The sequence below is a fragment of the Sphingopyxis bauzanensis genome (assembly GCF_002205675.1).
Classification (GTDB): Bacteria; Pseudomonadota; Alphaproteobacteria; order Sphingomonadales; family Sphingomonadaceae; genus Sphingopyxis; species Sphingopyxis bauzanensis.
In genome coordinates this window covers 223,722-235,799 of the sequence record NZ_NISK01000002.1, presented here as the reverse complement: position 1 = coordinate 235,799, position 12,078 = coordinate 223,722, and the positions used below count along the sequence as shown (strand labels likewise).

13 protein-coding genes and 1 pseudogene are annotated in these 12,078 nt (G+C 63.2%); 12 read left to right on the top strand and 2 right to left on the bottom strand.

What is annotated here, in order from left to right:
• Positions 1-405 precede the first annotated feature (405 nt).
• The 6 genes from CDQ92_RS07670 (at position 406) to CDQ92_RS07645 (ending at position 6,649) form a co-directional block, all read left to right on the top strand.
• Positions 406-948, top strand: a complete 543-nt coding sequence (locus CDQ92_RS07670; RefSeq protein WP_088441461.1) for an SRPBCC family protein — start codon at positions 406-408, stop codon at positions 946-948.
• 10 nt (positions 949-958) lie between these two features.
• Complete coding sequence (locus tag CDQ92_RS07665; protein ID WP_088440823.1) at positions 959-2,176, top strand: zinc-dependent alcohol dehydrogenase; 1,218 nt, start codon at positions 959-961, stop codon at positions 2,174-2,176.
• The gene (locus tag CDQ92_RS07660) at positions 2,169-2,447 is read left to right on the top strand and encodes a hypothetical protein (protein ID WP_144035703.1); all 279 of its coding nucleotides are present in this window, start codon (positions 2,169-2,171) and stop codon (positions 2,445-2,447) included. The genes CDQ92_RS07665 and CDQ92_RS07660 overlap by 8 nt, the downstream gene beginning before the upstream one ends.
• A 28-nt stretch (positions 2,448-2,475) precedes the next feature.
• Positions 2,476-3,042, top strand: coding sequence for a response regulator (locus tag CDQ92_RS07655; protein WP_144035702.1), 567 nt, complete (start codon positions 2,476-2,478; stop codon positions 3,040-3,042).
• 119 nt (positions 3,043-3,161) lie between these two features.
• On the top strand, positions 3,162-4,658 hold the full coding sequence (locus CDQ92_RS07650; RefSeq protein ID WP_229667193.1) for an ATPase domain-containing protein: 1,497 nt from the start codon (positions 3,162-3,164) through the stop codon (positions 4,656-4,658).
• The gene (locus tag CDQ92_RS07645) at positions 4,658-6,649 is read left to right on the top strand and encodes a response regulator (RefSeq protein WP_088440820.1); all 1,992 of its coding nucleotides are present in this window, start codon (positions 4,658-4,660) and stop codon (positions 6,647-6,649) included. Before CDQ92_RS07650 ends, CDQ92_RS07645 begins: the two co-directional genes overlap by 1 nt.
• A 67-nt stretch (positions 6,650-6,716) precedes the next feature.
• Here CDQ92_RS07645 and CDQ92_RS21075 read toward each other — a convergent pair whose 3' ends face one another.
• Positions 6,717-7,442, bottom strand: a complete 726-nt coding sequence (locus tag CDQ92_RS21075; protein ID WP_158213789.1) for a Crp/Fnr family transcriptional regulator — start codon at positions 7,440-7,442, stop codon at positions 6,717-6,719.
• A 45-nt stretch (positions 7,443-7,487) separates the two neighbouring features.
• Here CDQ92_RS21075 and CDQ92_RS21955 point away from each other — a divergent pair.
• From CDQ92_RS21955 to CDQ92_RS07630, 4 genes and pseudogenes are all read left to right on the top strand, one after another.
• Positions 7,488-7,733 (top strand): annotated as a pseudogene (locus CDQ92_RS21955) (BLUF domain-containing protein); the annotation flags it as partial.
• Between the two features lie 9 nt (positions 7,734-7,742).
• Positions 7,743-7,955, top strand: a complete 213-nt coding sequence (locus CDQ92_RS21595; RefSeq protein WP_237246117.1) for a hypothetical protein — start codon at positions 7,743-7,745, stop codon at positions 7,953-7,955.
• Positions 7,956-8,030: 75 nt separating this feature from the next.
• On the top strand, positions 8,031-9,068 hold the full coding sequence (locus tag CDQ92_RS07635; RefSeq protein WP_229667168.1) for a YihY/virulence factor BrkB family protein: 1,038 nt from the start codon (positions 8,031-8,033) through the stop codon (positions 9,066-9,068).
• Positions 9,069-9,120: 52 nt separating this feature from the next.
• Positions 9,121-9,579, top strand: coding sequence for a hypothetical protein (locus CDQ92_RS07630; RefSeq protein WP_229667169.1), 459 nt, complete (start codon positions 9,121-9,123; stop codon positions 9,577-9,579).
• Between the two features lie 80 nt (positions 9,580-9,659).
• On the opposite strand, the gene CDQ92_RS07625 is transcribed toward CDQ92_RS07630, so the two are convergent.
• Positions 9,660-10,853 carry a sulfotransferase family protein gene (locus tag CDQ92_RS07625; protein WP_158213787.1) on the bottom strand — a complete coding sequence of 398 codons (1,194 nt, stop codon included), beginning with the start codon at positions 10,851-10,853 and terminating at the stop codon, positions 9,660-9,662.
• Positions 10,854-11,071: 218 nt separating this feature from the next.
• Between CDQ92_RS07625 and CDQ92_RS07620 the strand changes: the two genes are divergently transcribed.
• Both CDQ92_RS07620 and CDQ92_RS07615 read left to right on the top strand, forming a co-directional pair.
• Complete coding sequence (locus CDQ92_RS07620; protein WP_088440816.1) at positions 11,072-11,581, top strand: DUF421 domain-containing protein; 510 nt, start codon at positions 11,072-11,074, stop codon at positions 11,579-11,581.
• Positions 11,578-11,958, top strand: coding sequence for a YidH family protein (locus CDQ92_RS07615; protein WP_088440815.1), 381 nt, complete (start codon positions 11,578-11,580; stop codon positions 11,956-11,958). The genes CDQ92_RS07620 and CDQ92_RS07615 overlap by 4 nt, the downstream gene beginning before the upstream one ends.
• Positions 11,959-12,078 lie beyond the last annotated feature (120 nt).

The following is a 12,078-nucleotide window of genomic DNA, read 5'->3' as shown; positions in this document are numbered from 1 at the left end:
AGGACAGCGCGCTTGGCGGAGCGCGGCTATTTAGCAACCTGCGTTAAGGCTCGCTTCGCAATCGCCTTGGCCCGCACCCCGCGTCCCCGGCACCGTGCGGCAAGGAATTCGGCGCCATCCGGAATAGCCTGCGGCGCAGCCTCGCCCCGCATAGCAGCGACGGAGGTCGAAGCAGCGACGGAACATCGCACCGGTCCGCGCGTCGGTAAGTTGTCGTCACGACAAACGCCGCAACCTCCTCATCCACCCCGTCTGGAATTCATCATGTCTTATAGATTGCCAACTGCACATCCCGCGCCCGCCTCCCGAGCCGCCCTGGTGGCGGCATCGCTTTTGGGGGTCGCTGCCATCGGTGCCGGTCTGATGCGCTGGCGCCAGCGACGCGTGACGGATCGGACCTCCGAGATGATAGCGACCGACGCGCCGCATTGGACGCTCGACAAGCCGAGCGACCGCGCCCTGTTCGGCAAGTCCCTGCTGATCAATCGACCGCGCCAGGAGCTGTTCGATGCCTGGCAGGTCGAGCGGTTCCCCGCTTTCATGGAAAATGTCATCGCCATCGAGCCGCAGGCCAAGGACGTGTCGCGCTGGACCGTTCGGGCGCCAGCGGGACGCCATGTTGTTCTGATCAACCGGATCACCCGGGTCGTTCCCGGCGAAGCGATCTATTGGCAGAGCGAGGATGCGAGCGATATTGCCAATAGCGGTGAGGTGCGGTTTCGCGACGCGCCAAATGGTCGCGGCACCTATGTCAGTCTGATCCTCGCCTATGCGCCGCCCGCCGGTGCGCTGGGGCGCTGGGGTGCCAAGCTGCTCCAGCGCGAGCCCGAGGTTCAGGCCCGGCGCGATCTTCATCGTTTCAAGCAGCTCATGGAAACCGGCGAGGTTACGAGCAACGCGTCGCCGTCCGCGCGGTCGTCCGAGCGCCCGACTCAGCCCCATATTTGAGGAGACCATCATGCGTGCAGTCACTTGGCAGGGACGTCATAAGATCAGTGTAGAAACCGTCCCCGATCCCGAAATCGTCAACCCCCGCGACGCCATTTTGCGTGTGACTTCAACGGCAATCTGCGGCTCCGACCTTCATCTTTATGATGGGTATATTCCCGGCATGCGCGCCGGCGACATCGTCGGCCATGAGTTCATGGGCGAAGTGGTGGACGTGGGTTCCGGCTCTTCGTTGAAGAAGGGCCAGCGCGTCGTCATACCGTTCACGATCAGCTGCGGGCAGTGCTTCTTTTGCGAAAAACAGCAATTTAGCGCCTGTGACAACGCCAACCCCGCCGAAACGCGGGATGCCTCCGAACTTCTCATGGGTCATGCGATGGGTTCGGCATTCGGTTATGCCCACCTGACCGGCGGCTATGCCGGTGGTCAGGCCGAATATGTCCGTGTGCCGTATTCGGATATCGGCCCGGTCATCATTCCCGACGATCTCGCCGACGAGGACGTCCTCTTTCTATCCGACATTCTGCCGACAGGCTGGCAGGCTGCGATCAACGCCGACATCGAACCCGGCGACACAGTTGCGATCTGGGGCTGCGGGCCTGTGGGGCTGTTCACGATCCAGTCGGCAAGGCTGCTCGGCGCCGACCGAGTCATCGCGATCGACCATTTCCCCGCGCGCCTCGCGCTCGCCAAATCGCTCGGTGCCGAGATTCTGGACTATCGGCAGGTCAATGTTCGCGAAGCGCTCGACGAGATGACCGGCGGCATCGGCCCCGACGCCTGCATCGATTGCGTTGGCATGGAAAGCCACGGCTTCACACTCGACAATATCCTCGACCAGGTCAAAGCCCAGTTCTACAGTGTCACCGACCGACCGCACGCCCTGCGCCAGGCGATCCTTGCCTGCCGCAAGGGTGGCCGAGTTTCGATACCGGGCGTCTATGGCGGCTTTGCCGACAAATTTCCGCTCGGTCAGCTGATGGAAAAAGGTCTCACCGTCAAAAGCGGACAGACCCATGTGCAGCGCTATACCGGCGAGCTGCTCGACATGATCCGCGATGGCAAGTTCGACATGACCTCGCTGGTGTCGCATCACGCGCCGCTCGAAGACGCCGCGGCGATGTACCGGCATTGGCACGACGATCAGGATGATTACACCAAGATCATCCTCAAGCCCGGGCTTGAAAAGACGATTGTTCAGAACGCGCACGCCATGGCCGATGCCTGATCCGAACCGGCCTGCCCCGATGGGGCCCCGCAGCTCGCAGCGACCATCGCCAGCAAGCGAAGGTGGATCGAACCTGTTCGAACAATTTCTGAGCGACGCCGAAGCTGAGCTGCGGCATCTGCATCACCTGGACCATCAAGCGCTCGCCGCCATCGCGGTCGAGACAACGAGCCCGGCGCCGCACGCGCGGCATGCGCTGCGCGACAAGATTGCCGAACAGCGGTGTCTGGTCGAAAAAATGCGTGCCTATGTGGCTCGGCCGGGGAACTGAATGCGCCCTCGAAGCTTTTTCGACAAACATGTTGGAGACGCAAAGAGGCGGCGGCAACTGCCGTCGCAGGCGCATGGAGGCAGACCGGGTAGATCGGACGATCGCCGACCGCGCGATGGCACTCGCGGCGCCGGCGCTTTCGCTTGAACGTGCGGCAATCGCGTCGGGCCCAGGTTTTCGGCCCACGCACAGGAGAGACGAAAAAATGAGCAAGCAGGTTCTGATCGTGGAAGACGATGCGTTCATCGCCCTGCTGCTCGAAGAATTTGTGGACATACTCGGCCATCAAACCGCCGCGATTGTCGATCGCGTCGGCGCCGCGCTTGAACGTATCGCGCTGGGCGGGATCGACGTCGCCGTGGTCGATGTGCATCTGGCCAATGGCGAGATGGCCGATGCCATCGCAATGGCCCTGGCCGATCGTGCAATTCCGTTTCTCGTCGCCACGGGCGGCTTTGTCGGAGAGGCGGGGCCCGCCTGGCGCGGGCGGCCCGTGCTGGCTAAACCTTTCAATCTTGAAGATTTGCGGTCGGGCCTTGCCCCGCTGCTGGAACGCACTGCCCGGGAACCCGAAGCGCCGGTCAATCATTCTTGACCCAGTAAATGGCCGACCGGCGCGCGGGCTCAACCTAGCGTCGCCTGCTCGATCCATCTGTTGTCGCAGTGCGACTGTGGGAGACATTTGGCGTGAAAAAAGCAGCGGATCAGGCCGGAATTGGCGCAGGGCGCGCCGCGAAGGCGCTCACCGGCGTTGAGGGCCTCGACGATATCACCGCAGGAGGCTTCACCCGCGGCCGCATTTTCCTCATGGAAGGCGACCCCGGGACTGGCAAGACGACAATCGCCACCCAGTTTCTGCTCGCCGGCGCGGAGGCGGGCGAGCGCTGCCTGTATATCACGCTATCGGAGACCGAAGACGAATTGCGCGAGACGGCCAGGTCGCACGGCTGGGATCTGCCCACCAATTTTCATATCTTTGAGCTGGTCCCGCCCGAAGCCCTGCTAAACGACGAGCAGCAGCAAAGCTTGCTCTACTCCTCCGACCTCGAACTGGGCGAAACCACCAAGCGCATCCTGCAAGTCTATGAGGAGGTCAAACCCGACCGGGTGGTGCTCGACAGCCTGTCGGAGATCCGGCTGCCGGCGCAGGGCTCGCTGCGCTATCGGCGGCAGATACTGTCGCTCAAACATTATTTTGCCCACCGCGACGCGACGGTGTTGATGCTCGACGACCTGACGTCGGAGAGCGCTGACAAAACGGTGCACAGCGTTGCCCATGGCGTCATCCGCCTGCAGGAGATGTCGCCCGACTATGGCGCCGAACGCCGACGCTTGCGGGTGCTCAAATATCGCGGCCAGAAGTTTCGCGGCGGCTATCATGATTTCGTGATCGAAACGGGCGGGGTTCGCGTCTTCCCGCGCCTCGTATCGCTTGAGCACAAGACCGACTTCGAACGCAAGCCGGCGCCCACCGACAGCGAGGAACTCAATGCTTTGCTCGGCGGCGGCTTCCAGACCGGATCGAGTGCGCTGATCCTCGGCCCATCCGGAACCGGCAAATCGCTGTTTGCGCTCAGTTTTGTCGCGAGCACGATCCGCCGCGGCGGCAAAGCGGCGATGTTCGTCTTTGATGAGGAACTCGGTCTGCTGTTCGCCCGTGCAAAAGGCCTGGGGATCGACATTCAGGCGATGGTCGACAGCGGCGGCCTCATCATCGAGCAGGTCGATGCCGCCGAAATGTCCCCCGGCGAATTTTCGCAGCGCGTGCGTCACTGCGTCGAAGAATATGACGCCAAGACCGTAGTCATCGACAGTTTGAACGGGTTCCAGGCTGCGATGCCCGAAGAAACCGCCCTCATTCTCCACATGCATGAACTGCTCCAATATCTGAACCGTCAGGGCGTGGTCACCTTTCTCACCGTCGCGCAGCACGGGCTGGTCGGCGACATGAAGTCGCCGGTCGACGTAACCTATCTCGCCGACACCGTCGTGCTCCTGCGCTATTTCGAAGCGGCCGGGCGCGTTCGCCGCGCAATTTCGGTGATGAAAAAGCGCACTGGCGCGCATGAATATACGATCCGCGAATATCGGATTGGTGCGCAGGGCATCACCCTTGGCGAACCGCTTACCGGCTTCCAGGGGGTCTTGCGCGGGGTTCCCGAGTTCATCACCAGCGGCGCGCCCGACATGCAGATGGATCCGTCTGCTTGATGAATGCCACCCTTTCCGAGCGCGCCATCATCCTGGCACCGCGCGGACGCGACGCGGACATAGCCGGGGCGATCTTGCGCGAGGCGGCGATCGATAGCGTGACTGCCTTGGCCCTGCCACAGCTGGTGAAGGAGCTTCATGCCGGCGCTGCCTTTGCGCTGGTCACCGACGACGCGCTGGCCGGCGCCGATCTGCGCGGGATCGCCGGATTTCTTCAGGCGCAGGGCGAATGGTCGGATTTTCCCTTCATTTTGCTGACCGAGCGCGGCGGAAGCATTGAGCGCAACCCGGCCGCCGGGCGTTATCTCGAGCTGCTCGGCAATGTCACCTTTCTCGAGCGGCCCTTTCATCCCACGTCACTGATCAGCGCCGCCAAGGCAGCGCTGCGCGGACGCCGCCGCCAATATGATGCGCGCACCCGCCTTGAAGAAATTCGCGAGGGCGCGCAGCAGCTGCGCGTCGCGCTCGCGGCGGGCAAACTCGGCGCCTGGTCGTTTGATCTCGCGGCCATGCGGCTCGACGCCTCGAAGGATTGCAAGGCCCAATATGGCCTGCGCGCCGAAGACGATTTTACCTATGACGATCTAATAGCCTGCGTGCATCCCGACGACCGGGAGCTGATGAAGAGCGAAATTCGTCGCTCGCTCGCGACCGGGGCCGATTATGATGTCGAATATCGCTGCAGGTGGCCCGATGCATCGCTTCACTGGGTGCAGGTTCGCGGTCGTCCGCAGTTCGATGCCGCTGGCGGCGTGCTTGGCTTGACCGGCGTCAGCCAGGACATCACCGCGCGCAAGACGGCGGAGGAAACCTTGCGCAATTTCGCCGCCGAACTTGAACAGCGGGTCGCCGAGCGGACCCGCGAATATGCCGATGCAATGGCGCAGTTGCATGAGGCGCAGAAGCTGGAGACGCTGGGTCAGCTGACGGGCGGGGTCGCGCATGACTTCAACAATCTGCTCACCCCGATCGTCGGCAGTCTCGATCTGATCCGGCAGAAGATTTCCGAGGAGCGGCTGCTGAAACTGGTCGACGGCGCCCTCCAGGCGTCCGAGCGCGCCCGCACCCTCGTGGCGCGGCTGCTGGCTTTTGCCCGGCGCCAGAATCTCGAAACCCTGCCCGTCGATGTCGCGGCGTTGATCGGCGGCATGGCAGATCTCATCCAGCGTTCTGTCGGACCGACGATCGCGCTCGAGGTCAAGGCTGCGGACCAACTCCCGGCGGCGATGGTCGATCCCCATCAGCTCGAGTTGGCGCTGCTCAACCTGGCGATCAACGCCCGGGATGCCATGGCGAAAGGTGGGCGCCTGCAGATCGCCGTCGATGCGGTCGCGGTCGACAAGGATGCTGAACTCGCCGCCGGGCAATATGTGCGCATCGCGGTCAGCGACAGCGGCGGAGGAATGGATGCGCAGACGCTGGCGCGTGCGGTGGAACCCTTTTATTCGACGAAAGGGGTCGGTCGCGGGACCGGGCTTGGATTGTCGATGGTGCATGGCCTCGCCGCGCAATCGGGCGGCCGCCTGCGTCTCATGAGCGAAGCAGGCGCCGGCACGACCGCCGAGATCTGGCTTCCGGCCGCCGCCGCCGCGGCGCTGTCGCCCCCGCCGCAAATTGATCGCGCGATCGCCGTCACGCCCTCATTGACGGTCCTGCTGGTCGATGACGAGGAACCGGCGCGGTCGAGTACAGCGGCGATATTGGAAGACATGGGGCATGAGGTTGTCCAGGCCGGATCGGGAGAAACGGCCTTGCACCTGTTTCGCGCCCGGCCCTTCGACCTGATCATTACCGATTATCTCATGCCGGCAATGAACGGCCTCGAGCTTGCCGCCGCGGCGCGCAAGGTTCGCTCGAGCATCCCGATCCTGATGATCACGGGTTTTGCCGACATCGCCGGGACCGGTGCTAATGTCGCGCGCCTTTCCAAGCCGTTCCGGGTGGCGGAACTGGCAGGCGCGGTGCGCGAGGTGGCGCGCGCCGCAATGTAAATGCGTCTGGATTGCACCCGATTGCAATTGGTATGAGGCATGGATCCCCGCCAGCCTCAGATGGTCGTCAATCCATGCCAAGATAAGCGGAATCGAAATCCGCGAGCGCCACGAGGCCGGGCCAGTCGTTGATCGCAATGGTCCGCTTGTCGGTGGCGACCAGCCCCGTCTGGCGCAAAGCGTTGAGCACCCGGTTGACATGCACCGCAGTCAGCCCTGTCGCATCGGCGAGCTGCGCCTGGGTCATCGGCAGGTCGAACGCTTTGCCGTTCGTGAGCCCGACGGCGCGGAGCCGCACCGCAAATTCACATAACAGGTGGGCAACCCGGCTTTGTGCGTCCCTGCGGCCGATGGCCGCCAGCCACTCGCTGAAAATCGATGCGTCGATCGCGGTCTGCCGCCACAAGGCGGTCTGGATCGCGGGGTGCGATGCCAGCACGTGGTGCAGCGCGCCCGCGGCAACGCTGGCGACGGTACCCGGCGTGAGCATACGGATCTCGTCGACGATTGGCGCCTCGAAGACACCGCTCAGGGTCACGAAATCGCCCGGAACATGGACCGAAACGATCTGCCGGGCTCCGTCGCGCAGCAATTTGCTCGCATAGGCAAAGCCGGACAGCAGGAAGCTGCAGCTTTTGGCGGGCGAGTTGTTGCGCGCGACCGAGGCGCCGGCACCGAGATTGCGGCGCCTGACAGGCAAGGACAGCAGCGCTTCCAGATCGTCTTGGGACAAGCCGTTTTTTGCCGCGAGCGACGTCCAGAATCCTTTGGTGGATATCGCGTCCGACACCATTTCCTCCTGTTGCTCAGGAAACTTTTGAAGCGGTTCATTCGTTCCGTGCGCGTGCTGCCTGCCCCGACCGATCTTCGCGCTTTGCTCTACATCAGCGACACGCTGCTGCCGCACCATACTGCTGCGCGGGAACTGGCGACGATCGTCGCGGTGTCGCGGCGTAATAATTTCGCCCGGCAGATCACGGGCGCCCTTATGGTTACCGAACGGCATTTTGTCCAGTTTCTCGAAGGTCCGGACGCAGCGCTCGAGGCCCTGCTGGCGAAACTTCATGCGGACGGACGCCATCAGAATCTTCGCGTGTTGAGCGACGACCGCGCGCGGTCGCGCCATTTCGGGCATTGGTCCTTGGCCTATTGCGGGCCGCAGACCTTTCTGGCGGACTTTATCGACGATGCGATGCGCACTGGCCGGGGCGGCGCGCAGGCACGCGACGAGCTGGTGCTCATGATGGCAGCCTTTGCCGGGGCGGCGCTGCCCGAAGGTGAGGGCGAAAATGTCATCCGCGGGTAACGTCGCCCGGCCAGCTGCCGCAGAAATTGCTGGGCTTGCCGGGATCAGGCGCGGCATCGCCGCGCTAGGGTTCTTGTGAACGGTCCTTCCCATCATCGGGGCAGCAACCAGCTCGGCGCAGCGGCGCAAAGCCCTATCGCCTATCCACCACGAGCCGTGTGGGCGATATTGCGCCGCGTCTGGGCCAAGAACAGCGAGCATAATCTCAGCCTGCTCGCAGGGGCGGTTGCCTTCTACGCCTTTTTGTCCTTGGTGCCGCTGCTGGCAGCGCTGGTCATGTCCTACGGGCTGGTTGCCGACCCGACGTCAGTCGCCGCGCATATGCGCCTCCTGATCGACCTCATTCCGGCCGACGCCGCCGAGCTGATCTACAGCCAGTTGACGCAATTGACGCAAAGCGCGGCCGAGCGAAAAGGGATCGGTCTCGCGGTGGCTTTGCTCGTCTCGCTTTACGGCGCGTCGCGCGCATCGGGCGCCATGATCACGTCGCTCAATATCGTCTACGAAGAGAAGGATCGGCGAAGCTATCTGCGCTGGACCCTCGTATCCGCAGCGCTTGCGGCAGGGGCGATTGCCATGGGCGTGGTGGGGCTGACAGCGGCGTCGATGCTGAGCCTGTCCGGCAGCCTGTTCTTCGACCTTGGCCCTGCGGGCGCGGCGGTGCTGCAAATATTGAGCTGGATCCTGGCTGCCGGGCTATGCATCGCCACCCTTGGCGGCATCTATCGTTTTGCGCCGAACCGGGCCGATGCCCGCTGGCAATGGCTGAGCCTCGGATCGGGCGTGGCGACCTTGCTCTGGCTGGGAGCTACCATCGGGTTCGGGCTCTATGTCACGCGTTTTGGTGATTATGACGCAACCTATGGATCGCTCGGGGCCGTCGTCGTCCTGCTGCTGTGGCTCTATCTATCCGCTTATGCGGTCCTGCTGGGCGGCCTGATCAATGCGGAAACCGAGCGGCAGACGGCGCGCGATACGACGACCGGTCGCCCGGAGCCAATGGGCAAGCGCGGCGCGACTGTGGCCGACATGAGCGCCGCGTACGAGACGGACGACCCCAACGTGCCAGGCGCGGCTGAGTCGGCTCAAAGGTCGGACAAAGCCACCGAATAGAGCTTTCAGCCGCGCACAGTTTCAGACTGGCTGCAGCGCCCGGTCAGTCCCCATGATCACAGAAGCCAGTCGGCCGCTGCCTGTCTGCCCGCAGCCGGGCCGGTATGGTTTCCGCGCAGCCAGCGATCAAACAGGCCGGCGCACCGGAACTTCGGTGCCGACTTTGGCGTTGTCTGCACACCAACTTTTTGCAGGACGCCCACCGATGATTGTTCCTCCCCGCGACGCCGAAGCACCCGAAGCTATCAATCAGGAGCAGGAAGACGAAGACGCGCAGGCGCAGACCGTCAGCGCCGATGCGATGCGCAACCAAAAACTCGCCGATAGCGATAAAACGCCGGCTGTCGATGAAACCGACGACGTGCAGGATCTCGTCGATCACATGCGGCAAATGGAGCGCTCGGGCCAAATCGATCTCGATGCTTTTCGCGGTGAACGCAGCGATGACGACGAGAGTGGACTGCTGGGGCCTGGCGGCGATGAAGACGAGGGACCGCGCGGGGCCGAGTGAGGTTAATCGTGTCGGACTAACGCAGGTTTTTCGCCCGCCTGTATCGGACGCATTGTCCGAGGGCGGAAGGCCGCGCGGCATCAAGTGTTTGCCGCTAGCCCAAAATGGCTCGGATGATGGCGACGTGCGTGTAGTCCGGCGCTGCGGCTGGCGCGAAGATAGGCTTCCATCCGGCGTTCGGCCCGCGCGGTCAAAGGCATCGCCAACATCGCGTAGAGACTGGTCATCGCTCCGCGCCAGTCGCGCTCGACATCGCTGTAAGCGATCTCGATCCGCGGCACCGCGGTACGCGCAAGCGACTTGGCTGTTCGATCCTGGCGCAACCTCAGCTTTCGCGACCATTCCTGACCGATCGCGGTGGGATCGACGCAGTCCGATTGCATGGCCATCTGGGAGAAAACGAGCGATGCCGATGAGGCGAGAACGGCATCTTCGTCGCGCGTCACGTGGACGATCCGCGCATCGGGAAATGCGGTGAGCAACGCATCGAGGTCCTCGCCAAATTGCGGCACCTTGAGGATGAATGGCCCTTGATCGAGGCTTTGTCTTAGCCAGCTGACCGTTTTGAGCATGTGCTTGAAATGGCGGTAGACCGCGTCGCTGTTCATCGCCTCGCAATGACGGACGAAATTCGGTAACCGCCACTGCGCTTCAAAGGCCGCGGGCGTCATGAGCATGTTGAAGAAGCCGATCTCTTCGTCGGCGGCAAGTGCGCCGGTGGGGTGCATTGTCCGGAAATCGGGATTGAGAAAATTCGCGGCGAGAAGTGCGGCGCGCGTCCGCCATTTGCGATCATCGAAATATCGGTTCGCGGCGATGCGGGGCAAGGGATTCCAGCTCTCGTAGAAGCGGGTATACCGAAAGCGATCGTCGCACGCGAGAAGGCGCTGCATACGGGTGGTGCCCGACCGCATTTGGCCCACGACGATGATCGGACGTTCGATCCTCTCGCGATCGATTTCGGGATGGCGCTTCCACAGCGCCAGCATGCCAAGCATGTTGGCGGACGCGGAAACGAGCTGACCAAAAGCGATCGTCCGGCCAAGCGGGGTCAGATGTGCGCAGAGCTCGAGGTCCTCGGTGAGGAGCGTCAGTCGGTCGTACCAATCGCGCGGCAGCCGGTCGCGGCGGGTCCCCGTCCGTCGCTGCGCGGCGGCGAGAATTGCCGCTGGATCGAGGCGAGGTCGCTGCGCCGCGCCTTTCGCCCAAGCCCGTTCTAGCGCCGCGTTGATTAGCCGGATACGCCGACGCGTTGCAGGCGGAGATACGGGCATTTCGCCGCAGGGGCTTGTCGAGACCATCAGCTCTCAACGCGCGCCGGGGGCGGGAAGGTTCCAAAAAAAACAAGGCTGCGCGGCGGTCAGCGGATCGGCGCAGGCCGCGCGCCCTTTGGCCGTGTGATGCGACGACGATCGCCCGGTTTATTGTCGCTGCGGCGAAACCCGGGCCGCCCGCGTGCATTGAAGAAAGAGCGACGGAAAGGTTAGGCAGAATGGTCGACAACTGGGACGCGCTATGGCGAATACTGCTGCTCGGCGCCGCCGCCTACCTGGCGCTGATCGCGCTATTGCGAGTGAGCGGGAAGCGCACGCTCGCCAAACTGAATGCATTCGATCTGGTGGTGACCGTAGCCCTGGGATCGACCTTGGCGACCATCGTGCTCAGCCGCGATGTAACCCTTCTTGAGGGTCTCGCCGCGTTACTGATGCTGATCGCGCTGCAATATGTCATCGCGGCCATGGCAGTTCGCTGGCGGGTCGCAGAGCGTTTGGCAAAATCCGATCCCAGGCCTGTGCTGATCGATGGCGTGTTTGACTGTGAGGCGCTCCGCCGGGAACGTGTCACCCGCGCGGATGTGTTGTCTGCGATCCGGAGCAAAGGGTTTGGCGACCTTTGCGATATTGCAGCCGTCGTGCTCGAGACCGATGGCAGTCTCAGTGTTATCTCGCATGAGCACGCCGGTTCGCGCTCCGCCTTGCCGCTTGTTCGAGACAGCTCATGACACGTCTCGACGATCGGACCGACCTGGCTGAAAGTCGGACCGAAATGGCCGAGGATCGCACCGTGCTGGCGCATGAGCGAAGCTTTGCGGGCTGGGTGCGCACCGGACTGGCAGCCGTCGGCATCGGCCTTGGCTTCAATGCGCTGTTCGCGACGCTGGAGCCGACCTGGATCCCCAAGGCCATCGCCACCGGCTTTTTGCTCGCGGCCATTTACATCTTTATATCGGCCGAACGCCGCGCGCGCAGCATCATCGACAAACTCCAACCGCACAAAGTCACTGTTCTCAAACCCATGCGGATCCGCCTTCTCGCCTGGGCGCTTGTGGCTGCCACGACCGCGCTCGCCGTTACGCTCTGGCTGTTCGCTTCGCAATGAACCGAATGCCGAAAAATTGGAGGGTTTCAAGCACCGCAGGACGATCGGGTCTGCGGCCGGCAGGTGCCGCGGATCGCCGAATTTGGAGGAAATTGGGCACCGGTCCTTCGACTTCCTGTG